The 25,742-nt window shown below is 70.4% G+C and carries 23 protein-coding genes; 6 read left to right on the top strand and 17 right to left on the bottom strand.

Translation table 11 applies throughout. From position 1 onward, the window contains the following. Window positions 1-60: 60 nt before the first annotated feature. From ABZ826_RS28520 to ABZ826_RS28510, 3 genes are all read right to left on the bottom strand, one after another. Window positions 61-1,146 carry a prephenate dehydrogenase gene (locus tag ABZ826_RS28520; protein WP_361454284.1) on the bottom strand — a complete coding sequence of 362 codons (1,086 nt, stop codon included), beginning with the start codon at window positions 1,144-1,146 and terminating at the stop codon, window positions 61-63. Next, window positions 1,143-1,505 carry a chorismate mutase gene (aroH, locus tag ABZ826_RS28515; protein WP_361454281.1) on the bottom strand — a complete coding sequence of 121 codons (363 nt, stop codon included), beginning with the start codon at window positions 1,503-1,505 and terminating at the stop codon, window positions 1,143-1,145. Before aroH ends, ABZ826_RS28520 begins: the two co-directional genes overlap by 4 nt. A 70-nt stretch (window positions 1,506-1,575) precedes the next feature. Continuing rightward, window positions 1,576-2,085, bottom strand: coding sequence for a YidB family protein (locus ABZ826_RS28510; protein WP_361454278.1), 510 nt, complete (start codon window positions 2,083-2,085; stop codon window positions 1,576-1,578). A gap of 168 nt (window positions 2,086-2,253) precedes the next feature. Between ABZ826_RS28510 and ABZ826_RS28505 the strand changes: the two genes are divergently transcribed. Further along, window positions 2,254-2,958 (top strand): nucleotidyltransferase domain-containing protein, encoded by a 705-nt coding sequence (locus ABZ826_RS28505; RefSeq protein ID WP_361454275.1) that lies wholly within the window; start codon window positions 2,254-2,256, stop codon window positions 2,956-2,958. Between the two features lie 243 nt (window positions 2,959-3,201). Here the strand turns inward: ABZ826_RS28505 and ABZ826_RS28500 are convergent, their stop codons facing one another. From ABZ826_RS28500 to ABZ826_RS28440, 13 genes are all read right to left on the bottom strand, one after another. Beyond that, window positions 3,202-4,224, bottom strand: coding sequence for an ADP-ribosylglycohydrolase family protein (locus tag ABZ826_RS28500; protein WP_361454272.1), 1,023 nt, complete (start codon window positions 4,222-4,224; stop codon window positions 3,202-3,204). Continuing rightward, window positions 4,221-4,955, bottom strand: a complete 735-nt coding sequence (locus tag ABZ826_RS28495; RefSeq protein ID WP_361454269.1) for an NUDIX domain-containing protein — start codon at window positions 4,953-4,955, stop codon at window positions 4,221-4,223. Before ABZ826_RS28495 ends, ABZ826_RS28500 begins: the two co-directional genes overlap by 4 nt. Beyond that, window positions 4,952-6,031, bottom strand: a complete 1,080-nt coding sequence (locus ABZ826_RS28490; RefSeq protein WP_361454266.1) for an AAA family ATPase — start codon at window positions 6,029-6,031, stop codon at window positions 4,952-4,954. Before ABZ826_RS28490 ends, ABZ826_RS28495 begins: the two co-directional genes overlap by 4 nt. Beyond that, on the bottom strand, window positions 6,028-6,675 hold the full coding sequence (gene pnuC / locus ABZ826_RS28485; RefSeq protein ID WP_361454263.1) for a nicotinamide riboside transporter PnuC: 648 nt from the start codon (window positions 6,673-6,675) through the stop codon (window positions 6,028-6,030). The genes ABZ826_RS28490 and pnuC overlap by 4 nt, the downstream gene beginning before the upstream one ends. A gap of 147 nt (window positions 6,676-6,822) precedes the next feature. After that, on the bottom strand, window positions 6,823-7,953 hold the full coding sequence (locus ABZ826_RS28480) for a pseudouridine synthase (protein WP_361454260.1): 1,131 nt from the start codon (window positions 7,951-7,953) through the stop codon (window positions 6,823-6,825). Continuing rightward, on the bottom strand, window positions 7,953-8,600 hold the full coding sequence (gene scpB, locus ABZ826_RS28475) for an SMC-Scp complex subunit ScpB (protein ID WP_361454257.1): 648 nt from the start codon (window positions 8,598-8,600) through the stop codon (window positions 7,953-7,955). Before scpB ends, ABZ826_RS28480 begins: the two co-directional genes overlap by 1 nt. Next, complete coding sequence (locus ABZ826_RS28470; protein WP_361454254.1) at window positions 8,597-9,676, bottom strand: ScpA family protein; 1,080 nt, start codon at window positions 9,674-9,676, stop codon at window positions 8,597-8,599. Before ABZ826_RS28470 ends, scpB begins: the two co-directional genes overlap by 4 nt. Before the next feature lie 110 nt (window positions 9,677-9,786). Then, entirely contained in the window at window positions 9,787-10,404 is a 618-nt protein-coding gene (locus ABZ826_RS28465; protein ID WP_361454358.1) for a hypothetical protein, read from the bottom strand. Beyond that, window positions 10,401-11,519: a ParA family protein gene (locus ABZ826_RS28460; protein ID WP_351074738.1), complete on the bottom strand. Its 1,119-nt coding sequence runs from the start codon at window positions 11,517-11,519 to the stop codon at window positions 10,401-10,403. Before ABZ826_RS28460 ends, ABZ826_RS28465 begins: the two co-directional genes overlap by 4 nt. Window positions 11,520-11,887: 368 nt before the next feature. After that, window positions 11,888-13,003 carry an alanine dehydrogenase gene (ald, locus tag ABZ826_RS28455; RefSeq protein WP_361454354.1) on the bottom strand — a complete coding sequence of 372 codons (1,116 nt, stop codon included), beginning with the start codon at window positions 13,001-13,003 and terminating at the stop codon, window positions 11,888-11,890. A gap of 143 nt (window positions 13,004-13,146) precedes the next feature. Next, entirely contained in the window at window positions 13,147-15,210 is a 2,064-nt protein-coding gene (locus ABZ826_RS28450) for a tetratricopeptide repeat protein (protein WP_361454249.1), read from the bottom strand. A gap of 293 nt (window positions 15,211-15,503) precedes the next feature. Further along, window positions 15,504-16,130, bottom strand: a complete 627-nt coding sequence (locus ABZ826_RS28445; RefSeq protein WP_361454246.1) for an NUDIX hydrolase — start codon at window positions 16,128-16,130, stop codon at window positions 15,504-15,506. 89 nt (window positions 16,131-16,219) lie between these two features. Beyond that, window positions 16,220-17,905, bottom strand: a complete 1,686-nt coding sequence (locus tag ABZ826_RS28440; RefSeq protein WP_361454243.1) for a CTP synthase — start codon at window positions 17,903-17,905, stop codon at window positions 16,220-16,222. A 406-nt stretch (window positions 17,906-18,311) separates the two neighbouring features. Here ABZ826_RS28440 and ABZ826_RS28435 point away from each other — a divergent pair, with 406 nt between their 5' ends. From ABZ826_RS28435 to ABZ826_RS28415, 5 genes are all read left to right on the top strand, one after another. Continuing rightward, entirely contained in the window at window positions 18,312-20,114 is a 1,803-nt protein-coding gene (locus ABZ826_RS28435; RefSeq protein ID WP_361454240.1) for a glycoside hydrolase family 15 protein, read from the top strand. Between the two features lie 251 nt (window positions 20,115-20,365). Further along, complete coding sequence (locus ABZ826_RS28430) at window positions 20,366-21,064, top strand: TnsA-like heteromeric transposase endonuclease subunit (RefSeq protein WP_361454237.1); 699 nt, start codon at window positions 20,366-20,368, stop codon at window positions 21,062-21,064. Continuing rightward, on the top strand, window positions 21,061-23,205 hold the full coding sequence (locus ABZ826_RS28425; RefSeq protein WP_361454234.1) for a Mu transposase C-terminal domain-containing protein: 2,145 nt from the start codon (window positions 21,061-21,063) through the stop codon (window positions 23,203-23,205). The genes ABZ826_RS28430 and ABZ826_RS28425 overlap by 4 nt, the downstream gene beginning before the upstream one ends. After that, the gene (locus ABZ826_RS28420; RefSeq protein WP_361454231.1) at window positions 23,198-23,596 is read left to right on the top strand and encodes a hypothetical protein; all 399 of its coding nucleotides are present in this window, start codon (window positions 23,198-23,200) and stop codon (window positions 23,594-23,596) included. The genes ABZ826_RS28425 and ABZ826_RS28420 overlap by 8 nt, the downstream gene beginning before the upstream one ends. Window positions 23,597-23,680: 84 nt before the next feature. Continuing rightward, window positions 23,681-24,472 carry a class I SAM-dependent methyltransferase gene (locus tag ABZ826_RS28415; RefSeq protein WP_361454228.1) on the top strand — a complete coding sequence of 264 codons (792 nt, stop codon included), beginning with the start codon at window positions 23,681-23,683 and terminating at the stop codon, window positions 24,470-24,472. 332 nt (window positions 24,473-24,804) lie between these two features. Here ABZ826_RS28415 and ABZ826_RS28410 read toward each other — a convergent pair whose 3' ends face one another. Continuing rightward, window positions 24,805-25,686 carry a sulfurtransferase gene (locus ABZ826_RS28410; RefSeq protein WP_361454225.1) on the bottom strand — a complete coding sequence of 294 codons (882 nt, stop codon included), beginning with the start codon at window positions 25,684-25,686 and terminating at the stop codon, window positions 24,805-24,807. Window positions 25,687-25,742: the final 56 nt, after the last annotated feature.

Raw genomic sequence — 25,742 nt, 5'->3', positions numbered from 1 at the left:
TGCCGGAGGGGTCCTCTGCACCCCTGTGGACAACCTCCTCGCGGGCCCGCCGCCCAGGGCCTACTGGCGCAGCGACCAGCCCCGCTCGCGCAGCGCCGCGCTCAGCCCGGCGGCCGCGCTCGGCTCGACCATCAGCTGGACCAGGCCGGCCTGCTGCCCGGTGGCGTGCTCGATGCGGACGTCCTCGACGTTGACCCCTGCCCGTCCGGCGTCGGCGAAGATCCCGGCCAGTTCGCCGGGCCGGTCGCTGATGAGTACGGACACGATCTCGTACGAGGCGGGGGCCGTCCCGTGCTTGCCGGGCACCCGGACCCGTCCCGCGTTGCCGCGGCGCAGGACGTCCTCGATGCCTTCGGTGCCTTCGCGGCGCCTGTCGTCGTCACCGGACTGCAGACCGCGCAGCGCCCGTACCGTCTCGTCCAGATCGGCGGCGACCCCGGCCAGTACGTCGGCGACCGGCCCGGGATTGGCGGAGAGGATCTCCACCCACATCCGGGGGTCGGAGGCGGCGATCCGGGTGACGTCCCTGATGCCCTGGCCGCAGAGACGTACGGCGGTCTCGTCGGCCTCCTCCAGACGGGCGGCGACCATCGACGAGATCAGCTGCGGGGTATGCGAGACCAGCGCGACGGCCCGGTCGTGCGCGTCGGCGTCCATGACGACGGGGACGGCGCGGCAGAGCGCGACCAGTTCCAGGGCGAGGTTCAGGACCTCGGTGTCGGTGTCACGGGTCGGGGTGAGGACCCAGGGACGGCCCTCGAAGAGGTCCGCGGTGGCGGCGAGGGGGCCGGATCGCTCCTTTCCGGCCATGGGGTGCGTACCGATGTACGGGGTCAGGTCGACGCCGTGGGCCTCCAGCTCACGGCGCGGGCCGCCCTTGACACTGGCGACGTCGAGGTAGCCGCGGGCGACGCCGTCCCGCATGGCCGTGGCCAGGACCGAGGCCACATGCGCGGGCGGCACGGCGATGATCGCCAGGTCGACGGGGCCCTCGGGCGCCTCGTCCGTACCGGCACCGAGCGCGGCCGCGGTACGCGCCGACTCGGAGTCGTGGTCGACCAGGTGGACATGGATCCCGCGCCCGGCCAGGGCGAGGGCCGCGGAGGTGCCGACGAGGCCCGTTCCGATGACGAGGGCGGTTCTCACTGGGCGATGTCCTTGCGGAGGGCGGCGGTGGCGCCGAGGTACACGTGTGCGATCTCGGACTTGGGGAGGTATGTCTCGACGTGCGCGAGGATGCGCACCACCCGGGGCATCGCGCCCACGACGTCCAGCTCCTGGGCGCAGATGAGCGGTACGTCGACGATACCGATCCCGCGCGCCGCGGCGGCCGGGAAATCGCTGTGCAGATCGGGGGTGGCCGTGAACCAGATGCTGATCAGATCGTCCGCGACGAGGTTGTTGCGCTCCAGGACGGCGGTGAGCAGGGCACTGACCCGCTCACCCATGTGTCCGGCCTCGTCCTGTTCCAGCTGGACGGCTCCACGGACCGCTCGTACCGCCACGTCGTGCTCCTCGCTTCTTCGTGCGTGTCGCGCCTGCTGTCCGCCTGCGTGACCTTTCCGCGTGATCAGCCTAGAGGGGTGGCGCGGCGGGCGGCCGGGGTGCTCTGCCAGTGAGACGGGGCGGCGTGCAGGGGGCCGGCCCCGCGGCCACCGGTGCGTGGCGGGCGGAACCTGCGGCCGGAGGGCTCCGCCGTGGTGACGGTCTGTCGACCGCCGTCGGCAGCGACCGGGCGATCTCGTCGGCCGCCTGTTCCGTGGAGACCCCGGCCTCCCGGGCGACCCTGCGCAGGGTCTCGTCCGGCAGTGCCTCGGCGATCTGGGAGCCGCTGACCGCCTGGTTCTCACCGGTGCCGACCCAGGAGTGCGCCTGGTCGACGAGGCCGGACCTGGTGAGCATCCCGATCAGCCCTTCGAGCGCGTTGCCACTGCCGCCCGTACCGCCCTGGCCGCCGCCCAGTGCGCCCAGCAGCGCGCCGAGGATGTTCCCTGCGCCGCCGGAGGCGCCGCCCTGGCCGCCCTGGCCGCCCTGACCGCCGCCCAGCAGACCGCCGAGCAGGCTGCCGAGGTCGTTTTCCGCCATGGTTACACCTTTCCAGAGGGGATGATTTATCGACAATGTCGATCAGATCCCGGGCTTCTGCCACTTGGGCCGGGCGGGCCGATCCCCCGCGCCCACCGTCACGGCGGCGGTCCCGGCACCGCGAAAACCCCCGGTGCAAGGCAATTTCGCTCGCGTACCCTCACCGGCATGATCAACGCCGATGCCGAGACTCTGGTACGTGACCACACGGTCTACTCCTGTGTGATGGGGTCACGCGCCTTCGGGCTCGCCACGGACGGCAGCGACACGGACCGGCGTGGCGTCTTCCTCGCGCCGACGCCGCTGTTCTGGCGGTTCAAGAAGCCGCCGACGCATGTCGAGGGCCCGGCGCAGGAGCAGTTCTCCTGGGAACTGGAGCGCTTCTGCGAGCTGGCCCTGCGGGCCAATCCCAATGTGCTGGAGTGCCTGCACTCGCCGCTCGTGGAGCACGTCGACACCGTGGGCCGTGAACTCCTTTCCCTGCGGGGGGCGTTCCTGTCCCGGCTGGCTCATCAGACCTTCGTCCGCTATGCGTGGGGCCAGCGAAGCAAGCTGGAGGCGGACATGCGGCGGTACGGGGCTCCGCGCTGGAAGCATGCCATGCATCTGCTGCGGCTGCTGACCAGTGGCCGGGATCTGCTGCGCACGGGCGAGCTCACGATCGAGGTGGGCCCGGCCCGGGAGGAGCTGCTGGCGGTGAAACGCGGCGAGGTGCCCTGGGCGGAGGTCGAACGCCGTATGACCCGCCTGACCCAGGAGAACGACGCGGCGGTCACCTCCTCACCGCTGCCGCCCGAACCGGACCGGGCCCGGGTGGAGGACTTCCTGGTCCGCACCCGCCGGGCGTCCGTGTCGTGGCCCGGCCACGGCTGAACGCCCCGCCCCGCCCGGTGGGCGGGGCGGGGCACCTGTCGGCCGTCTCCTCGGCACCGGCACACCGGTCCCTACGGTGACCCGGCCCCGCAGAACCCCGCCCTCGCGTCGTCAGCGCCCGCGTGCGCCCGGCGGCCGGTCCGGGACCGTGCGGGAGACGGACCCCCCGAAGGTCCACATCCTGTGCGGGCGCACCCCGGAGACCGTGGTGGACGGCAGGCGCGTCGTTCCCGTACGCGTGGATCAGGAGTCCCAGAGCGCCCCCAGCGAGAGCAGATCACTCCGGTACTCGATCCGTTCCGCCCACTCCTTGGGCCAGGCCCCCGCTCCCAGGTGCGCACCGGCGAGCGCGCCGGTCAGGCAGCCGAGGGAGTCCGAGTCGCCCCGGGTGCAGGCGGCCCGGCGCAGCGCGGTGACCGGTTCGTCGGGGAAGAGCAGGAAGCAGTGCAGGGCTGTGGCCAGGGCCTCCTCGGCGATCCAGCCGTCGCCGGTCGCCTCGCAGGGGTCGCTCTCCGGGGACGGCACGCGCAGGGCGTCCTGGACGCGGGCCAGGGCGGCAAGACATTCGTCCCAGCCCCTCTTGATGTAAAGCTCCGGCGAGGAGTCGCCCGCGTACCGCCAGAGGTCGCCGAGCCAGCGCGTGAGATAGCGGCTGCTGTTCTCGTAGGCGTAACTGCGCAGCTGCCCGATCAGGCCCCTCGGCTCCGCCCCCTGTGCCAGCAGGTACACCGCTCGGGCCATCAGATCGGACGCGGCGAGCGCCGTCGGGTGCCCATGGGTGAGGGCCGCCTGCAACTGGGCCGCGCCGGAGCGCTGTTCGTCGCTCAGCCCCGGCACGAGTCCGACCGGCGCGACCCTCATGTTGGCGCCGCAGCCCTTGGACCCGGTCTGGCTGGCCTCCTGCCAGAGCCGGTCGCTGTCGAGCAGGCGGCAGGCGGTCATGCAGGTGCGGCCGGGGGCACGGTTGTTGTCGGGCGAGTGGTACCAGTCGACGAACTCCTCACGGACCGGGCGGGTCAGCCGCAGCGGGGTGAGCAGCCCTCGGTCCATGGCGGTCCGAATGCCCCGCCCCAGGGCCAGCGTCATCTGGGTGTCGTCGGTGACGATCGCCGGCTTCGGCAGCCGCATCCGGCGCCACGGCCCGCACTTGGCGAGGATCGACGGCACGTTGTTGAACTCGGTCGGGAAGCCCAGTGCATCGCCGAGCGCAAGCCCGGTCAGTGCGCCGGTGGCGGCCTGTTTGGTGATGGTCCTGGTCACGATCACGTGGTTCTTCCTTCCGGTCTCAGGAGTGGTGGGTGCAAGGCGGTGGCGGCGCCCGCCCGGTAGAGAGCGGCCGGCTTCCCCCGTCCGCCGGTGCGGCGCGGCGGTCCCTCCACGGCCTGGACGAAGCCGGGTGTGGTGAGGACCTTGCGCCGGAAGTTGGGCCGGTCCAGCTCGACTCCCCAGACCGTCTCGTACACCTGCTGGAGCTCTCCCAGGGTGAACTCGGGCGGGCAGAAGGCGGTGGCCAGGCAGCTGTATTCGAGTCTGGCGCCGATCCGGTCGTGCGCGTCGGCAAGGATGTGGTCGTGGTCGAAGGCGAGCGGGCCGTGGGTCCGGACGTCCCACCACTGGGCGCTGGCGGCGTCTCCGCCACCGCGGGGTTCGGGCAGGTCGGGGACGAGTGCGGCGTAGGCGACGGAGACGACCCGCATCCTCGGGTCGCGGTCCGGGGCGCTGTAGGTGCGCAGCTGTTCCAGGTGGAGGGCCGAGACGGTGCCCTCGGTGAGGCCGGTCTCCTCGGCGAGCTCCCGGCGGGCGGCGTCCTCGGCCGACTCGCGGGGCAGGACGAAGCCGCCGGGCAGTGCCCAGTGGCCCTTGTAGGGGTCCTCGCCCCGTTCGACGAGCAGGACGTGCAGCCGACTGTCGCGGACCGTGAAGACGGCCAGGTCGACGGTGACCGCGAAGGGTTCGAAGGCGTACGGGTCGTAGCCCGCGGGGGCACCGGCGCTCATCGGTGCTCCGGGAGGGGGGCGGCGAAGCTCCAGCCGGCGGCGAGCAGGGTGTCGACAGCGGCCACGGCGGTGGCCAGGCGTTCCTCATGGGCCCCGGTGAGCTCGATGAACTCTCTTCCGGTACGGGTGAGTTCGGCCCGGAAGCGGTCGGTCATCCAGGGCCGCAGCTCCTCGCCGTCACGCAGCCCGTCGTCCTCGAAGGCGACCCCTTCGTGGTCGGTGAGCAGCCACAGATGGTGGGCGACGCGGTCGGCGGTCTCCTCGACGAGCGGGTTGCGGCCGCCGACGTACCGCTCGTGCCAGACGGTGGTGGCGAAGGAGTCGGTGTCGCAGAAGAGCACCGGCGAACCGGTGCGCGCGGCCGCCTCCTCCTTGACGTTCTGCGTCTCGGCGATCAGCGGGAAGTCATCGGTGGTGAAGGCGACGTCCTCCCACTGGGCCCCGGGCCACCGGGCGCGCAGCGCGGCCAGCTTCTGTTCGCTGAACTCCCGTCCGTACTCGGCGACGCAACGGGTCCGCGCCCAGACACCGCCGCGCCGCCGGTAGTGGTCGGCGAGGGCGCGGGCCATCGTCGTGGTGCCGGTGGATTCCGCGCCGAGGACGACGATCCGGCGGGCGAGCGCGGCCCGTACGGGCAGTTCGAGGAAGTCCCAGCAGCCGACCGGGTCCTTGCGGACGGCGGTGCCGGAGACCGGGAAGACCGTGCGGTCGGGGTCGACACAGACCGACTCGGCGCCGAACCTGCAGGCCAGTTCGTCCCCGTACGACTCCGAGGTGAAGACGGCGTCCACCGGTTCGGGCACGGCCTCGGTGAAGACGGCCATGTGCGCGTCCCAGATCGCCGGGTCGTGGAGGTCCATGCGGATGTCGTCGACGGCACCCACGACCTGTGTGTCCGGGTGCACCTCCCGCATCCAGGCCACCCGGTCGGCGAGCGGTACGGATTCGACGGAGGCGGCACACACCAGGACGGTCAGCCGCTCACAGCGGTCCTGCGCGGTGCGGACGAGGTGGTGGTGGCCGGCGTGCGGCGGGTAGAACTTGCCGAGGACGAGCCCGTGCGCGAAGCGCTTCACGCCATCACCTCCACGGGCCGCCGCACGGCGAAATCACGCCGCCAGTTGCGCAGGCCGATCAGGCACAACGTCAGGAAGCCGACGTACAGCAGGGAAGTCAGATAGAGCTCCTTGTACGCGTACAGCGGGATGTACACCACGTCGGCGGCAATCCAGAGCCACCACGACTCGACGAGCTTCCTGCACTGCCCGTACGTCGCCGTCAGGGACAACGCGGTCGTCAGGGCGTCCCAGAAGGGCACGGTCGAGTCGGTGGCGTGGTCCAGCAGGACGGTGAGGGAGAGGGTCCCCACCGCCCCCACCGCGAGCAGCCAGGTCCATTCGGTGCGCGAGGTGCGTCGCACCGGCAGGTCCGGCGCCCCTGGTCCACCCCCGTGGGTCCAGGTCCACCAGCCGTACGCGGCAAGGGCGATGAAGACGATCTGGAGTCCGGCGTCGGCGTACAGGCCTGACTGGGCGAACAGCAGGATGAAGAAGAGGTTGTTGGCGATGCCGATCGGCCAGTTGGCGAGGTGCTGGCGGGCCACGAGCCACACGCACAGCGCCCCGCTGCCGAAGCCGAGCACCTCGGTGCAGCTGACCGGGGTGTCGAGGACCGTCACCAGGGGCTGCTGCAGGGGGTCGAGGACATCCGCGAGACTCACTCCCGCCTCCTTAATAGTCAACTTGACTATAAAGGCAGAACGGTCGCAGCAAAAGGCCCGCGGCCGATTCCTGTTCGAAAATCGAAAGCAGGAACCGGCCGCGGGCCGTGGAGCGGACGGAGCCGGGGCGGCGCGTCCGGACGGGTCCTACAGGCCGACCTCGCGCATCAGCATGCCGACCTCGGTGTTGGTGAGGCGGCGCAGCCAGCCGGACTTCTGGTCGCCCAGCGGGATCGGCCCGAAGGACGTCCGGACAAGCCGCTCGACCGGGAAGCCGGCCTCGGCCAGCATCCGGCGGACAATGTGCTTGCGGCCCTCGTGGAGGGTCACCTCGACCAGGTAGTTCTTGCCGGTGTTCTCGACGACCCGGAAGTGGTCGGCGCGGGCGAAGCCGTCCTCCAGCTGGATGCCGTCCTTGAGCCGCTTGCCCAGGTCGCGCGGGAGCGGTCCCTGGATGGCGGCCAGGTAGGTCTTCTTCACCCCGTACTTGGGGTGGGTCAGGCGGTGGGCCAGCTCGCCGTGGTTGGTGAGCATGATGATGCCCTCGGTCTCGGTGTCCAGCCGGCCGACGTGAAAGAGCCGCGTCTCACGGTTGGTGACGTAGTCGCCGAGGCACTGACGGCCGTCCGGGTCCTCCATGGAGGAGACGACACCGGCGGGCTTGTTCAGCGCGAAGAAGAGATACGACTGCGCGGCGACGGTCAGACCGTCGACCTTGATCTCGTCCTTGTGCACATCGACGCGCATGCCCTGCTCGACGACGATCTCGCCGTTGACCTCGACGCGGGCCTGCTCGATCAGCTCCTCGCACGCGCGGCGCGAGCCCATGCCGGCCCTGGCGAGGACCTTCTGCAGCCGCTCGCCCTCCTGCTCGGCGCCCGGGAAGGTCTTGGGCGTCCTGATGTCGGGCTTGTTCGCGTACCTGTCCCGGTTGCGCTGCTCGATCTTGGCGTCGAGCTCACGCGGACGGGACGGGGCGCCCTGGCGACGCGGGCCGCCGCTCCGGCCGCTACCGGCCTGCGCGGGCTTCGGACCGCCCTTGGCGCCGCCGCGGGCCGCGGCGCCGCGGCCCTTGCGGGGACCGTCGCCGCTCGTCTCCCCGGTGGAGCCGACGTCGTAGCGGCGCTCCTCGGGCCGGGGCCGACGGGGACGCTGCTCCTGCTTGCCGTCGCGCCCGGCGCCGGCACCCCGGGGATTCCGGTTGCCGCCGCTCCGGCCGCTGCCGCTTCCGCCGCTCCGGCCGCTGCCGCTTCCGCTGTTCCTGCCACTGCTTCGCATCAAAATTCCGTCTTGTCGTCTGCGTGAGTTTCCGGGGTGTCCGGTGCGTCCGGATCGAACGACGGCACACCCTCTAGCGTCTCGGCCTCGATCGCGTCCGCCTCGGGGAGGAAGGGCGCGAGCTCCGGGAGCTCATCCAGGCCACGCAGGCCCATCCGCTCCAGAAAGTAGTTCGTCGTCCTGTACAGGATCGCACCTGTTTCGGGTTCCGCGCCCGCTTCCTCGACAAGGCCCCGCTGCAGCAGGGTCCGCATGACCCCGTCACAGTTCACGCCGCGCACCGCGGAGACCCTCGACCGGCTGGCCGGCTGGCGGTACGCGACCACCGCGAGGGTCTCCAGTGCCGCCTGCGTGAGACGGGCCTGCTGACCGTCCAGGACGAAGCCCTCGACGGCCGCCGCGTACTCGGGGCGGGTGTAGAAGCGCCAGCCGCCCGCGACCAGCCGCAGGTCGAACCCGCGGCGCTGCACGGTGTACTCGTCGGCCAGCTCGCGCAGCGCGTCGGCGACGGCCCTGCGGGGCCGTTCCAGCACCTTGGCGAGGTGTTCCTCGGTGGCCGGCTCGTCGACGACCATGAGAACGGCCTCCAGCGCGGGCTTGAGATCAAGGTCCGCGACGTCAAAGCCCGTGGTGTCCTGCTGACTCATGCCTTCCCATCCTCCCGGACGTCCTGCGCCTCGGTCACCTCGGTGTCGAACTCGTCCGTCACGACGGGCTCGGCCCCCTCTCCACCGGCCCAGCGCACCAGGAGCTCCCCGAGCGCCTCGTCCTGGTCCAGCGCGACGGCCTTCTCCCGGTACAGCTCCAGCAGCGCGAGGAACCGGGCGACGACGGTGAGGGTGTCCGGGGCGTCCTCGGTGAGCACCCGGAAGCTGGTCTCCCCGGCCTCGCGCAGCCGCGCCACCACGATCTCGGCCTGTTCCCGCACGCTGACCAGCGGCGCGTGGATGTGGTCGACGTACACCTGCGGCTCGGGCTTCGGCTGCATCGCCCGCACGGCCAGCGCGGCGAACTTCTCCGCCCCGATCCTGATGACGACCTCGGGCAGCAGTTCGGCGTGGTGCGGCTCCAGGCCCACGGTCCGCGGGAAGCGCCGCCCCTCCGACTCCAGCCGGTCGCTGAAGATCTCCGCGACGCGTTTGTACGCACGGTACTGGAGGAGCCGGGCGAAGAGCAGGTCGCGCGCTTCGAGCAGAGCCAGATCGGCCTCGTCCTCCACCTCCGCAGCGGGCAGCAGGCGGGCGGCCTTCAGGTCGAGCAGGGTGGCGGCGACGACGAGGAACTCGGTGGTCTGATCCAGGTCCCAGTCCGGCCCCATGGCCCGGATGTGGGCCATGAACTCGTCGGTGACCTTGGACAGCGCGACTTCGGTCACATCCAGCTTGTGCTTGGAGATGAGCTGCAGCAGCAGATCGAACGGTCCCTCGAAGTTCGCCAGCCGAACGGTGAACCGCCCGTCGTCGGCGGGTTCGGGGGACGGGCCGGGTGCCGCTGCCTCGACGGGCTCGGGAGGCGGTACCGGTTCCGGGGAGCCGGCAGGCCCGGCCGGCGCCACAACCGTCACCGACGGGCCCGGGGCCGCCTCACCGGTGTCGGGCAGCGGCACGGCGGAGGATTCACCGTCGCCGCCCCCGTTCACCGCCGGTGCCGGAGCATGCCGACTGCCCGGACCTCGGCCCAAGGGGCGGCGAGGGGTACGGGCGGGGTCGTCGTTCGTCGGCATCAGGATCCAGGGGCAGCGGGACTCGGGCGGCGGGCGGTGGCCCGTACGGCAGGGGCCGGGCCGCTCGGCCGACGGCGGCATCCCCGGGCAGGCTACCGGCGCCCGCTCCGTCAGCGGCCGCGCAGCCGCCGTACGAGGATGCTCGCGTCGCCGCGCGACTCCAGGTCCGCGAGAACCACCGCGACCGCCTCGCGGACGATCCGTCCGCGGTCGACCGCGAGCCCGTGCTCCCCGCGCAGTACGAGACGCGCGTGTTCGAGGTCCATCAGTTCCTCGGCGGAGACATAGACGGTGATCTTCTCGTCGTGGCGCTCACGCCCGCTGGGCCGCCGGTTCGCCCCGCGCCCGCCGCCCCGCCTGCGCTGCTGCTGGACGGCGGGGGCGGGAACCGCCTCCTGTGCGGACGACGGCGCCGACGACTGCGCGGACGGCGAGGGCTGCTGGGGTCTGCGCCCCGACTGCTCCGTCGGCGCGACCCGGTCGCCGCCGCGGCTGCGCGATTCCCCCGCGTCGGCGTCCGCCGCGGAGTGCTCCTCCCGCGCGGCTGCAGCGGTGCCGGTCTCCGTCGTGCCCGCGGCCGGGCCGTCGGCCCCGGTGTCGCTCTCACCGGCCGGACCGGGAACCCGGGCCTCGCCGTTCACCTTGCGCCGCCGGTCCGCGGGGGACGAGGCCTGCAGACCCATCCCTCCGGTGGTACGGAACAGTTCGTCGGCCCCGGGCAGACTCACTCGGCGTGACACCGGGCGAGCACCTCCCTGGCGAGCTGGCGATAGGCGGCGGCACCGACCGAGTTGGAGGCGTACGTGGTGATGGGCTCACCCGCGACCGTGGTCTCGGGGAAACGCACGGTGCGCCCGATGACCGTGTGGTAGACGTGGTCGTCGAAGGCCTCGACAACGCGCGCGAGGACCTCGCGGCTGTGCACCGTACGGGAGTCGTACATGGTGGCGAGGATGCCGTCGAGCTCCAGATCCGGGTTGAGCCGCTCCTGGACCTTCTCGATGGTCTCCGTGAGCAGAGCCACGCCGCGCAGCGCGAAGAACTCGCATTCGAGCGGCACTATGACCTTGTGGGCCGCCGTCAGGGCGTTCACGGTGAGCAGGCCCAGCGAGGGCTGACAGTCGATCACGATGTAGTCGTAGTCGGCCATCAGCGGCTTCAGGGCGCGCTGCAGCGTGGACTCCCGGGCCACCTCGCTCACCAGCTGCACCTCGGCAGCCGACAGGTCGATGTTGCTGGGCAGCAGGTCCATGTTCGGGACCGCGGTCTTCAGCAGGACCTCGTCGGCCGACATGCCCCGCTCCATGAGCAGGTTGTAGACCGTGAGGTCGAGCTCCATCGGGTTGACGCCGAGCCCGACCGACAGGGCTCCCTGCGGGTCGAAGTCGACGAGCAGGACACGGCGTCCGTACTCCGCGAGTGCGGCACCCAGGTTGATGGTCGACGTGGTCTTGCCGACGCCGCCCTTCTGGTTGCACATCGCGATGATCTTCGCGGGACCGTGATCGGTCAGCGGACCCGGGATCGGGAAGTAGGGCAGGGGCCGACCGGTCGGGCCGATCCGCTCGCGGCGCTGTCGGGCAGCGTCGGGCGCGAGGGTGGCCGCGTACTCCGGATCGGGCTCGTACTCGGCGTCGGGGTCGTAGAAGTGCCCCTGGGGCACCTCGTCGAAGTCGGCGAAGTGGGCGGTGTCTCGGCCACTCTCGTTGCCGGCCATGGCGTTCACGTGTAGGCCGTCCATCATCTGGGGGGCTGTCGTCATGTGCTGGTGGGTGGCGAAGGTGCGGACAGCGACGGAGCCGACAGCCTCCAGCCCGTTCGGGCTCTGGCCCCGTGCAGGCATCCCTGTTTGAACACCCCCGGGAGTAAATGTCGACTCATTCACAAGTCGTCTTACCTCCTTGGATGTGACCAGGAAACTTATCGATAGGTCAGCGTGGCACCATGCCGACGATTGGCGACTCTATGGCGTGTCACCGCTCCGCAGCAACACAATCCGCCGGACCCGGCCCGATGTGTCGGCAATCGAACACCTCCCTGTCAAGGGCACGCAGCCACCGGCGCACACTTTCAACAGGTGCACGAATCGGTTGAAGGGTTACGTTCGAGACGAGTTGTACGGGAACCCGCAGGGGCCCGAAACGCGTCCGGCCGGACCTTGCTCGGCAAGGTCCGGCCGGACGCGTGAGGTTGACGGGAGATGTTGACCGGTCAGCCGAGGAGCGAGCTCAGCTCGACGTGCTGCAGGCCGTGCGCCTCAGCCACCTCGCGGTAAACGACCTGTCCGTCATGGGTGTTGAGACCCTTGGCCAGCGCGGCATCACGACGCAGCGCCTCGGCCCAGCCGCGGTTGGCGAGCTCCACGATGTACGGCAGCGTGGCGTTGGTGAGGGCGTACGTGGAGGTGTTCGGCACCGCGCCGGGCATGTTCGCGACGCAGTAGAAGACCGAGTTGTGGACCATGAAGGTCGGCTCGGCGTGAGTCGTCGGGTGGGAGTCCTCGAAGCAACCGCCCTGATCGATTGCAATGTCGACAAGTACACTTCCGGGCTTCATCTTGGCGACGAGCTCGTTGGTGACGAGCTTCGGGGCCTTCGCACCCGGAATGAGCACGGCACCGACGACGAGGTCGGCCTCGACGACGGCCTTCTCCAGCTCGAAGGCGTTGGAGACGACCGTCTGCACCTTGGTACCGAAGATCTTGTCGGCCTCGCGCAGCTTGTTGATGTCCTTGTCGAGCAGCGTGACGTGGAAGCCGAGGCCGACGGCGATCTGCGTGGCGTTCCAGCCCGAGACACCGCCGCCGATGACGACGGCCTTGCCGGCCGCCGTGCCGGGCACCCCGCCGGGCAGCACGCCGCGGCCGCCGGCCGAGCGCATCAGGTGGTAGGCGCCGACCTGCGGGGCCAGCCGGCCCGCGACCTCGGACATCGGGGCGAGCAGCGGCAGCGCGCGGTTCGCGGTCTCGACCGTCTCGTACGCGATGGCCGTGGTGCCCGACTCCAGCAGCGCGTCCGTGCACTCGCGGGAGGCGGCGAGGTGCAGGTAGGTGAAGAGCGTCTGGCCCTTGCGGAGGCGGTGATACTCCTCGGCGACCGGCTCCTTGACCTTGAGCAGCAGGTCGGCGGTGGCCCAGACCTCGTCGGCGGTGGTGAGTATCTGCGCTCCGGCGGCGATGTACTCCTCGTCCGTGATGGAGGAGCCGGCCCCGGCGTTCTCCTCGACGACGACCTGATGGCCGTGGCGGACGAGCTCGTTCACACCGGCAGGCGTGATCGCCACGCGGAACTCGTTGTTCTTGACTTCGCGGGGGATGCCGACCTTCACGTCGATCACGGTCCTTGGCTCAGAGAGTTACCCGGACATAGCTACACATACCCGGATAGACACTGCGTAAATGGAGACACCGCGAACACACGCGGTAGAGCCAGTTTAATGAAGGACTTCTCGCTGTCTAGCCTTACAAAGCATTATTTTTCAGTGATCACACTACGGATTTCGTAGGTTGCACCCTCCTCGCCCAGCAATCTGTCGGCCAGACCCCGGTGCAGCCGGGCCGCGGCCGGGTCGCCGAGCCGGTCGAGCGTGTCGGCCAGCCGCAGCTCCAGCGCCGCCTGCAGCCGTACGTCCCCGGCCTGCCTGGCCCACTGAACGGCCTCCTGGCAGGTGTGCAGCGATTCATGTGGGCGGCCCGCGTACTCCTGCACCCGGGCGGCCTCGCTCAGCGCCCGCGCCTGGGCCGGGACATCGCCGAGCCTGCGGTACCCGGCGGCGGCGGCCCGCCAGTTCCGCAACGCCTCGCCGTACCGCCCGGCGTAGGTGTGGACGGCGCCGAGCCGCCCGTACAGCCGCGCCTCGTCGGCCCGCTCGCCCTGGGTGAGCCGCTGCGCCAGCGCCCGGCCGTACCAGTCGGAGGCGCGCTGGAAGTCCCCCAGCTCGGCGTAGGCGCCGCCGACGGATTCCATCGCGCGGCCGGTGGCGTACGGATCCCTCGCGGCCCGTCCGGCGTCCAGCGCGGCCCGGTAGCGGGCCAGCGCCTCCCGCGTACGGCCGGTCCTGGCATCGAGGTCGGCGAGGTTGAGCAGTGCGGCGGCCCGCTCGCGCGGCAGTTCGCGCCGCTCGGCGACGGCCAGGACCAGACCGTGCAGTCCGTACAGCTCGGGCGCGGCGGCCTCGGTGCCCTGATGCACGGCCAGCGCCCGCACCAGAGCCGCCACCAACCTCCTTGCCAGAGTGTCGAGTTCACCGTCCTCGACGGCGATCCTGGCCGAGGCCAGCAGCGCGGGCCGGTGGATCCGCAGCCATTCGGCGGCGGCGTCGGGGCCGGGGAAGCGCAGCGAGCGCGGCAGTCCGGCGAGCTTGCGACGGGCCGGGGAACCCTCGGGGTCGGTGACCGCCCGGCAGGACTGCAACAGCCGGACGGTCCGCTCCAGCATCCGGGCCCTGGCGAGCTGGATCTCCGTCGGCCGGTCCCTGGCCTCCAGGAGCGCCCGCAGCAACGGGGCGAGGCAGCCGGGCACCTCGTACTGCGGCTCGTCCGCCCCGTCGGTACGCAGCAGGCCCAGGGCCACGAAGTCGTCGAGGGTCGTCCGGGCGGCCGAGACGGAGCAGCCGGCCAGCGCGGAGGCGGTGTGCGCGTCGGCGAGCCCGGCGGGGGCGAGGGCGAGCAGGCGCAGTATCCGGGCGGCGGTCGCCGGCAGGGAGTCGTGGACCAGCCGGAAGGCGCGGGCCAGCGGGCGGACACCGGTGGACTGCTCCGGCTCGTCCGGCAGTTCCCGCAGCTGTTTGGTGACATCGGCGACCGAGGCCATGGGACGGGCCGCGAGCCAGCCTCCGACCATCACCAGGGCCGCCGGCAGTCCACCGCACTCCTCGACCAGGGTCTCGGCGGTCCGCGGGTCGACGGTGATCCTTACCTGGCCGATGACGCGGGCCAGCAGCCGGACCGCGGAGCCCGCGTCCAGACCGCCGAGGGTGCAGGGGCGGACGCCCGGGATGCCGGTCAGCGGGCCCTCGGAGGTGGCGACGACCAGGCAGTCGGGGTCGTCCGGGAGCAGCGGGTCGACCTGTTCCGCGTCCACGGCGTCATCGAGGAGCAGCAGGGCGCGGCGCCCGGCGAGCGCCTCGCGGAGCAGCTCGGAGAGTTCGTCCCCGTCCGCGCCGGGCGGCCCCGTCACACCCAGCTGGTCGAGCAGCTCCCGCGCGGTGCGCTCGGTGGGGACCGGCGCGCCGCCGGGGTCGGTGAGCCGGGCCCTCAGCATTCCGTCCGCGTAATCGTCGGTGGCGAGCAGCCGGCGGGTGAGTTCGCCGGCGAGCGCGGTACGTCCGGAACCGGGGCGTCCGGCGATCAGCAGGACCCGGGCGCGGGCGGCCTTGCGGCCGGCCAGGGTGTCCAGTCCGGCCCGCTCGATATCGGCCCGCAGCGCTTTCAACTCGCGTTCGCGCCCGAAGAATTGGGGTGGGGCGGTGCCGGACGGCTCCTCGGTTCCCGCTGCCTCGACCGGGCCGCTGGTGTCCACCGCCTGATCCGTCACGAGCCACGCTCCACTTCGCTGCACGCATCGCCCGCCGGGACTCCGGTCAGGGCATTCCGAGCGTAGTTCAGGCGTATGGACGAATTCCGTGGAGCATGGCGCAGAGGTCCCCCGATCGGATCAGCATTTTTTCCGATCGGGGGAGGTCGGTGAACCGTTCAGTGGTCCGCCGAGCCGCTCGAACTGGCTGCCGGCCGGACCACCGGGCCCCGGACGGCGCCCCGCAGAACCCCCGGCCCTCGCACGATCCGTCCTCGTCGGACGGCCGGGCCCCGAACGGCCCTCGCGAATCGTCAGGCCTCGAACGGGCGGGCCGGCCACGGCGCCTCGGCCGGACGCAGGGACTCGATTCCGTCACCGGCGCGCACCGCGGCGAGCGAGAGGACGCCCACCACGAGGCAGTTGTTGTGCAGATCCCCGGCGAGCACCCCGCGCACCAGCTCCTGGAGCGGCACCCGGGCCAGCTCCATGTCGGCCTCCTCCTCGGAGACCTCGTAGCGCTCCCCGTCGGCCTCGGAGAGATTCCGGGCCAGGAAGATCCGTACGGCTTCGTCGCAGCCGCCCGGTGTGGTGTAGACGTCCGTCAGCACCCGCCAGTCCTCGGCCTTGGCGTACGCCTCCTCGTAGAGCTCGCGCTGCGCCGCGTGCAGCGGGTTCTCACCGGGGACGTCGAGCAGTCCGGCCGGGATCTCCCAGAGCTTGTGGCGCACCGGGTGGCGGTACTGCCGCAGCACGAGGACCCGGTCCTCCTCGTCGATCGCGAGCACGGCGACCGAACCCGGGTGGACCTGGTAGTCGCGGCGTACGACCGTGCGGTCGGGCATCACCACTTCATCGGTGCGGACGCTGGTCTTGTTGCCGATGAAGGGCGTCTTGGTCGCGGTGACCTGCCACTCCTCGGGCGTGTCCTGGAAACCCATCTACGTCCTCCCACGAAGAACAGGAACCGGGGCACGCATCCGCAGTGGATCCGTACCCCGGTCAACGTTAACGCCTGCGTACCGCCGGACTACTTGCCCGATGCGGCGGCCTGCCCGGCCCCGGCGGCGGCGCCCGTCCTGCGCTCGACGGCGGCCTTCACCAGGCCGGCGAAGAGCGGGTGCGGGCGGGTCGGACGGGAGCGGAGCTCCGGGTGCGCCTGGGTGGCGACCAGGTAGGGGTGGATCTCGCGCGGGTACTCGACGTACTCGACGAGCTTGTTGTCCGGGGAGGTGCCGGAGAAGACCAGACCGGCCTTCTTCTCCAGCTCGGCGCGGTAGGCGTTGTTGACCTCGTAGCGGTGGCGGTGACGCTCCTCCACATACGGCTGGTCGGCGTACGCCTCGCGGACCAGCGAGCCCTCGGCCAGCTTCGCCGGGTACAGGCCGAGCCGCATGGTGCCGCCCAGGTCGCCCGCGCCCTCGACGTACGCGAGCTGCTCCTCCATCGTCGAGATGACGGGGTGCGCGGTGGCGGCGTCGAACTCGGTGGAGTTGGCGTCGGGGATCTCGGCGAGGTTGCGCGCCGCCTCGATCACGATGCACTGGAGGCCGAGGCAGAGGCCGAGCAGCGGCACCTTGTTCTCACGGGCGTACTGGATGGCGCCGATCTTGCCGTTGACACCGCGGTCGCCGAAGCCGCCCGGGACGCAGATCGCGTCCACGTCGGAGAGCTGCCTGGCGGCGCCGGCCGGGGTCTTGCAGTCGTCGGAGGCGACCCACTTGACCTTGACCCGGGCCTTGTTCGCGAAGCCGCCGGCCCGGATGGCCTCGGTGACCGAGAGATAGGCGTCGGGCAGGTCGATGTACTTGCCGACGAGCGCGACGGTGACCTCGTGGTCAGGGTTGTGGACGCGGTCCAGCAGGTCGTCCCAGGTGGTCCAGTCGACGTCGCGGAACGGCAGGTCGAGCTTGCGCACGACGTAGGCGTCCAGGCCCTCGGTGTGCAGCACCTTGGGGATGTCGTAGATCGACTTGGCGTCCACGCAGGCCACCACGGCGGCCTCGTCGACGTCGCACATCAGCGAGATCTTGCGCTTGATGGCGGTCGGCACGTCACGGTCGGCGCGCAGCACGATGGCGTCGGGCTGGATGCCGATGTTGCGCAGCGCCGCGACGGAGTGCTGGGTCGGCTTGGTCTTGAGCTCGCCGGACGGGCCGATGTAGGGCAGCAGCGAGATGTGCACGACGAAGACGTTGTCCCGGCCGACCTCGTGGCGGACCTGGCGGACGGTCTCCAGGAACGGCAGCGACTCGATGTCACCGACCGTGCCGCCGACCTCGGTGATGACGACATCGACGTCGTCGGTGGCCATGCGGCGGATGCGGTGCTTGATCTCGTTGGTGATGTGCGGGATGACCTGCACGGTGTCACCGAGGTACTCGCCGCGCCGCTCCTTGGCGATCACCTGGGAGTAGACCTGGCCGGTGGTGACGTTGGCGGAGCCGTCGAGGTCGACGTCGAGGAAGCGCTCGTAGTGGCCGATGTCCAGGTCGGTCTCGGCGCCGTCGTTGGTGACGAACACCTCACCGTGCTGGAACGGGTTCATCGTGCCCGGGTCGACGTTCAGGTAGGGGTCGAGCTTCTGCATGGTGACCCGGAGTCCGCGCGCCTTGAGCAGGGCGCCGAGGCTGGAGGCAGTCAGACCCTTGCCGAGGGAAGAGGCGACACCCCCGGTGACGAAGATGTGCTTGGTCGTCGTGGATGTGGGCTGCATAGCCAAAGGGGGCTCCCGTGGTCGCGATCGTGAGGTGCGTACCGGCGTTGCCGTCCGGTCGTTCCGGAGGTGCCGTCGCTGCGGTTCGGGGGCCTCGTCCGCTGTTGCGGACGACCACCGGTCCACGGGCTACCAGGGTATCAGCGACCCGGGGAGGCTGCTTCCGGCCACACACCGCACACTCACCACACAAGATCATCTCAAGCCCCTCACACCCCACCCGTTCGGCGCAGGTCCGTTGATGAGACGGTCGCGCAGATCACCCGGGTGCGTCGTATCCTGCTCGGACACTCGCTCCGGGCGAGGTTCCGAGCACGCAGGTTCCCCCACAACAACCCCTTGCGACGACCTCTTGACCCGCAGTAATGCCCTACGGGGTGACAAGGCCGTTCGACTGGAGATGCACGTGGCCGGGCGCATCGAGGATTACGCACTTATCGGAGACATGCAGACCGCCGCCCTGGTCTGCCGGGACGGCACAGTCGACTGGCTGTGCCTTCCCCGCTTCGATTCGCATGCCGTTTTTGCGGGACTTCTGGGTACTGAGGAGCACGGCTTCTGGCGCCTGGGACCGGCACGGGAGGAGGGGGCCGAGGCGCCCTCCGCCGACCGCCGCCGCTACCGCGGGGATTCCCTGATCCTGGAATCGGAATGGGACACCCCGCGTGGAACGGTCAGAGTGACCGATTTCATGCCGCCGCGTGACGGTGCCCCGCAGGTGATCCGGATCGTGGAAGGGATCAGCGGCCGGGTGCCGATGCGCTCCGAGCTGCGCATGCGGTTCAGCTACGGGCGGGTCACGCCGTGGGTGCACAAGGTCGACGGCCGTACGGTCGCCGTCGCCGGCCCGGACTCCGTCTGGCTGGACACCCCCGCCGACACCTTCGGCGAGAACCTGACGACGTACTCCGATTTCACGGTCGCACCGGGTGACCGGATCGCGTTCACGATCAGCTGGCAGCCCTCGCACCACGAGCCGCCGGGCCTGCCGGACCCGGAGGGTTCGCTGGACGCGACCGCGGACTTCTGGCGTGAATGGGTCGAACAGTGCACGTACCACGGGCCCTACCGCGAGGCCGTGGTCCGCTCCCTGATCACCCTCAAGGCCCTGACGTACGCGCCGACCGGCGGCATCGTCGCCGCGCCGACCACGTCGCTGCCCGAGGACATCGGCGGCTCCCGGAACTGGGACTACCGCTACACCTGGCTGCGCGACGCCGCGATCACCCTCTCCTCCCTGCTGCGCACCGGCTACCGCGAGGAGGCCCGCGCCTGGCGCGAGTGGCTGCTGCGGGCCGTGGCCGGGGACCCGGAGAACCTGCAGATCATGTACGGCATCGCGGGCGAGCGCGAGCTGGGCGAGGCCGAGCTGGACTGGCTGCCCGGTTACGAGAACTCCGGCCCGGTCCGGGTCGGCAACGGCGCCGCGGGCCAGCTCCAGCTGGACGTGTACGGCGAGGTCACCGAGGCACTGCATCTGGCCCACATGACGGGCCTGACCCGCAACGACTACGCCACGGGCCTCCAGCTCAAGCTGATCGAGTACCTGGAGAAGCACTGGGACGAGCCGGACGAGGGCATCTGGGAGGTGCGCGGCCCGCGCCGCCACTTCGTGCACTCCAAGGTGATGGCCTGGGTCGCCGTCGACCGCACCATCAAGCTGATCGAGTCCGGTGACGCGGAGGGGCCGCTGGAGCGGCTGCGCGCGCTGCGTGACGAAATCCACCGCGACGTCTGCGACCGGGGCTACGACAAGGAACGCAACACCTTCACGCAGTCCTATGGATCGCAGGAGCTGGACGCCTCCCTCCTGCTGATCCCCCAGATGGGATTCCTGCCGCCCGACGACAAGCGCGTGATCGGCACGATCGAGGCGATCCAGCGCGAGCTGTCCACCGAGGACGGCTTCGTGCTGCGCTACCCCACCAAGGGCGAGCACGCCGGCGTCGACGGTCTGGAGGGCGACGAGGGCGCGTTCCTGGCCTGCTCGTTCTGGCTGGCCGACGACCTGGCGATGATCGGCCGGGTCGACGAGGCGCGCCAGCTCTTCGAGCGGCTGCTGTCCCTGCGCAACGATCTGGGCCTGCTCGCGGAGGAGTGGGATTCCCGCCTGCAGCGCCAGGTGGGGAACTTCCCCCAGGCGTTCAGTCACGTGCCGCTGATCGACACGGCGCTGCGCCTGACGGCGAGCGGGGCGTACGTCGGCTGACCTCGTGTGGGATCCCGTTCCCCGTGTCGGATTCCGCGCGGGGCTGTCGTAGCCGTGTCGGATACGACAGGTGAGCGGGATTCATGCCTCTAACTCGAGCAGTTCCACTCTTCGTGTACCGGACCGTCCCGGTCGTCATCAACACAGACGATCGGGGCATGCCAGCAGCGTTCGGCGGCCGATCAGGCTGCCGTGGAGAACGCGAGGCTGGGGGTCCGGTGAGCACGACAGATTGGGCTACGTCGGTACAGGTGAGTGTCCGGCAGGCCGACGAGTGTGTGGTGGAGGACTTGGAGTGGGCGTCCGCGCCGCTCGATCTCCTGCGGAACGCACAGCCGTGGCGGACGTTCCGCTGGTACAAGGGCCAGCAGCACTACTCGGGGACGTACTGGGCGGCGACGGTACGCGGCCACGTGATCTACGAGTCGCCGCTGGAGCTGGCCCGGCTGCTGTTCGCGGACTTCGCGCCGGACGTCCGGCTTGTCGTCGCTCAGCCTTTCCTGCTCAAGGCAGTGGTTGAGGGCAGGTTGCGGCGGCACATCCCGGACTATCTGCTGCTGACCGATGACGGGCCGGTGGTCGTGGATGTCAAGCCGCGGCATCGGGTGGAGCGGCCGAAGGTCGCGTTCACGTTCGCGTGGACTCGTGCGGCGGTCGCCTCCCGCGGGTGGCGTTACGAGGTCTGGAGTGAACCGGACTCTCATGAGCTGGAGAACGTCCGCTTCCTCGCCGGCTACCGCAGGGACTGGCTGTTCGATCCGGGCCTCTTGGACGGCCTGCGGGCCTGTGAGCTGGAGGGACTCTCACTGGGCGAGGCTTTCCGGCTGCTGCCCGACCGGCCCCGGCCGCTGGTGAAGTCAGCGGTGCTGCACCTGTTGTGGTCGGGGCACGTGACGACGGAGCTGGACCGGCCGCTCAGCCCGGGGCACGTGCTGAGGAGGGTCGCATGAGCGGGGCGGGAACGCGGCTCGGGGTCGGCACACGCTTTCGGCTCGACGGCGAGACGGTCAAGGTTGTGGAGTTCACGAGCCTGGCCACGGGCATGGAGGTCATCCTCAAGGATGCCCGTGACCGGCTGGTGCGGATGTCGATGCGGGAACTGCTGACTTCGGACCGGGCTGAGGTGATCCCCGAGGGCCAGGGGCTGGCCACGGACGACGGGGACATGGTCTCCGTGGTGCTGGCCCGGCTGACCAAGGAGGAACGCAAGGACGTTCTGGAACGGGCCGAGCACATCCAGGAGACCCTGACGGGTTACCGCTCGGGTTCCGAGGAGTTGGCACGGCCCGGCGAGCCGCGACCTCAGTACGCTCCCGGCCTTTCGCTGGGGAAGCGGTATGCGGCCAAGGCGTCCGAGCTGGGTGCGACCGTGCGGTCGGTGGAGCGCTGGGCACGCGCGTTCCTTGAGAGCGGTGAGGTGGGGCTCGTCCCGAAGAAGGCCCAGGCGGAGGGCGGTCTGTCTCATGCCGATCCGCGCTGGGTGGAGGTGGCTGAAGAGGTTCTGGGCGAGTACGAGGAGGAGTCCCGGCCCTCGATCAAGCTCGTGCTGGAGCGGGTGCAGGCCCGACTGGAGGAGCGTTTCGGGCCCAAGGTAGTGCCGCTGCCGAAGCGGACGGCAGGCTATCGGTGGATGCACGAGCTCGATCGGCGTCATCCGACGTTCCGGCTGAGCACGAAACTCAACCGTGACATCGCGGCTCGTCCCGCTGGCGTCTACGGGAAGCTGCGACCCACCCGGCCGGGTGAGTACGTGCTGATGGACACCACACGACTGGACGTCTTCGCCTTCGACCCAGTGACCCTGAAGTGGGTGCAAGCGGAGCTGACCGTCGCGATGGACTGGTACACCCGCTGCATCACCGGCATCCGCGTCACACCGGTGTCGACCAAGGCCGTCGACGCGGCGGCCGTCCTGTTCCAGACCTACCGGCCCCGGCCCGTCCCCGAGACCTGGCCGAAGGAAGCAGCCCGGCCCGATCACGGGATCCCCCGCGGTGTGCTGGTGGAAGCCGAGGCGGTCCATGGCCCCGTCACGGGGGCCGTCGGCCCGGCACTTGCGGCGGAGACGGTCATCGTCGGCCACGGCAAGATCTACCTCTCTGCCCATCTGACCAGCGTCTGCCGCCGGCTGGGGATGTCGATCCAGCCGGCCCGGCTACGGACCGGCCGGGACAAGGGCCCGATCGAGAGATTTTTCCGGACCCTGCGGGAAGACGTGCTGCAGCTGCTGCCCGGCTACAAGGGACCCGACATCCATTCGCGGGGACTCAACCCCGAAAGGGACGCCTTCTTCTTCCTGCACGAGCTTGAGGCGATCATCCGCGAGTGGGTTGCCTGTGTGTATCACCGCAGGCCACACAGCGGTCTCGTCGATCCGCACCTTCCGAGTGTGGACCTGTCGCCGACTTCGATGTTCGAGCACGGGCTCGCGCGGGCCGGCTACATCGAAGTGCCCCGCGATCCGGACCTGGCCTACGAGTTCCTGGAGGTCACGATGCGGACCGTCCAGCACTACGGCGTCGAGATCAAGGGACGCCGCTACGACGGTCCGGGGCTCGACGGCCTGCGAGACATGGCCGGATCAGACATTTCGCTGTCCCAGCGGCGGCTTGAGTTCTTCGCCGACCCCGATGACGTCACCCGCATCTACTTCCGCGACGCCGAGCGCACGTGGCACACGCTTCGCTGGGAACACGCACCAAGTCTCCAGATGCCGCTGAGCGAGGAGGCTTTGCAGTTCGCCCGGCGCCTGGCCGCGAAGCAGTACACCTACCCCAACGACCGGCTCGCCGTCGCGCTGCTGCTGGAGCGGTGGAATCTCGGGCTCGGCAATTCCCTGGTCGAGCGGCGCATAGCCCTGCGGTTGTCTCGCGAACAGGCCGCCGTGGACCTGCCCAGGGAGGAAGTCTCCGAGGTCAGCGTCCTGCCGTCGGTCGCCCGCGTGCTGTCCCTTCCCGAACAGCCCTCGGCGCCAGCCATCGAGTCCAGCGACACCAACGAGGGGGATGACGACGCGGACGGTCTGGAGGAGTTGGACGAAGAACTCGACTTCTACGCCACAGCTTTGAAGGACGTCGATGACGATGAGTAAGACGCCCCGGGCCCTGTCCGAGGAAGCCGATCTGCGCTCCCGGCTGGACCACGTCACACTGTCCCGTAAGGAAGGCTTCGTCCGCTTCGCCAACGCCCCGCGCCGGATCCGTCCCGAGCTTCTGTCCCGTCGGCAGTTGAAGAAGCTACCTGAGGAGGCGCTGGCCGAGTACAACCGCGCCCGCCGCAAGTGGCACGCGAACCTCGGCCCGCTGGACACCTGGCAAATGCAGGCCCTGCACGAAGATCTCTGGGACATCTTCGATAGCAACGACCAGGATGGCGACAAGGTCAAGGGCGGGATCGCCCTCGACGCCTTCCCGGGTCTACGCACCCGCTGCGCGACCACCCGTCGAGCCCGTGGACACCTCGATGCCCGCAAATTTAGTTGAGCCCGCACCCTGCAAACGTGTTGGCTAGCGGCACCGAACCGTCAGCACCGCAGGTGTCCGCTTGGCTGTAGCAGGGAGTTAAACGTGCAGGACATTGTTGTCGACCCCGTTGCCCACAATCGGGCAGCCTGGGACAGGTATGTCCAAGAGGGCAACGAGTGGTCGAGGCCGGTGAGTGCTGAGGATGTCGAGCGCGCCCGCATGGGCGACTGGTCGATTGTTCTCATCGGGCGTGAGCCAGTCGACCGCTCCTGGCTGCCGACGGACCTGACCGGCAAGGACGTGTTGTGCCTGGCCTCCGGCGGTGGCCAGCAGGGTCCGATCCTCGCCGCTGCAGGGGCGAGGGTCACCGTGTTCGACAACTCACCCCGCCAGCTCGGCCAGGACCAGATGGTGGCGGCGCGCGACGGACTCGAGCTGCGCACCGTCCAAGGCGACATGCGCGACCTCAGCGCCTTCGGCGACGCGACATTCGACATCGTATTCCATCCGGTCTCCAACCTATTCGTACCAGACTTGGCACTGGTGTGGCGTGAGTGCTTCCGCGTCCTGCGACCGGGCGGAACTCTGCTCGTGGGCTTCCTCAACCCTGATGTGTACTTGTTCGACCACGAGGCGCTCGACGAGCGCGGCGAGCTGATCGTCGTGCACAAGCTGCCCTACAGCGATGTCACGCAGTACTCCGCCGAGGAACGCGCCACGAAGTTCGGCGCGGATGCCGCTCTTGAATACAGCCACACCCTCACCGACCAGATCGGCGGGCAACTCGCCGCGGGGTTCGTCCTCACCGGCTTCGCGGAAGCGCCGCACCAATCCAACGCATCCGCTCAATACATGTCGAACTATTTTGCGACGCTGGCGGTCAAGCCGGGCTGACCCGGCCGTGGGGCCGACCGGGACGGCCATGTCTCCGAATGGCCAAGTGGAGCGCTGTGCCGGCCCGACCCCCACTAACTTCGCCGAGCCCCTTTGCTCTGAGGAAAACGACAGCGCCACGGGACGAAGCCACCGGCACAACGGTAGAAATGGATCATAAAACCCCAGGTCAGAGGACCTAACGGAGCGTCAGGTGTCGGAAACCTACACCTCGGGAAGGGGGCGGGCATCGCGCGAGCGGTGTCCGCCCCCTTGCGTTCGCCTCCGTTCGCCGGCAGGACCTGCCCCGCTCCGGTTCCGGGTGCGCCCGTAGGGGTCTCCGGTGAGCCCTGTCAGTGCGGCTGCCCGGCGCTGCCCGCGCCGGTCACGACGGGCAGCTTCGAAGGCAGTCCCCATTCGCTCCAGGACCCGTCGTACACGGCAGGCTCGCGGTACCCGGCCAGCTCCGCCCCGAGCGTCAGCACGCAGGCGGTGACGCCCGATCCGCAGCTGAAGATCAGCCGTTGCCGGTCCCCGGCGAGGGCGGCGAACACGGCCCGCAGCTCCTCCGCCGGGCGCATCCGGCCGTCGCGCTGGAGCTCGCCGAAGGGCAGATTGACCGCCCCCGGCATATGACCGGCGCGCAGTCCCGGCCGCGGCTCGGCGACCACGCCGGAATACCGCTCCCCGGAGCGGGCGTCGAAGACCGCCGCCGCGGGGTCGGCCAGGGCCGCCACCACCTCGTCGCTGCCCACGATCAGTCCGGCGCGCGGCCGGGCCGTGAAGTCGCCGCGCTCCGCGGCAGGCGCGGGCCGGCCGTTCTCCAGCGGCAGCCCGGCGTCCGTCCAGGCGGGCAGGCCGCCGTCGAGCACCGCGGCCCGGTCGAAACCCATCGCGCGCAGCATCCACCAGGCACGCGGGCTGGAGTAGATGCCCGCGCCGTCGTAGACGACGACGGTGTCGGTGTCGTGGACGCCGAGGGAGCGCAGTTCCTCGGTGAACCGGCGGGCGTCGGGCATCGTGTGGGGCAGTGGTCCGGAGTGGTCGGACAGTGCCCCGTCGATGTCGAAGGGCCGCGCTCCCGGGATCCGCCGCCCGGAGCCCCGGTGCGCGCCCACGGAGGCGTCCAGGACCACCAGTCCGGGCTCGCCCAGCCGCGGCGCGAGCCAGTCGGCCCCGACCAGCGGGCCAGGAAGGTCCACCCGGCTTGCGTACGCCGATACGTCGTCGTCCACGTCTGCTCCAGGTCCAGGTCCGCTCGGGAGAGCCATGCGGCCCGAACCGCGCGGCG

Source organism: Streptomyces sp. NPDC047515 (genome assembly GCF_040643055.1).
Lineage (GTDB): Bacteria > Actinomycetota > Actinomycetes > Streptomycetales > Streptomycetaceae > Streptomyces.
Note: the sequence above shows the minus strand (reverse complement) of the source record. Positions and strands in the feature narration are given on the sequence as shown.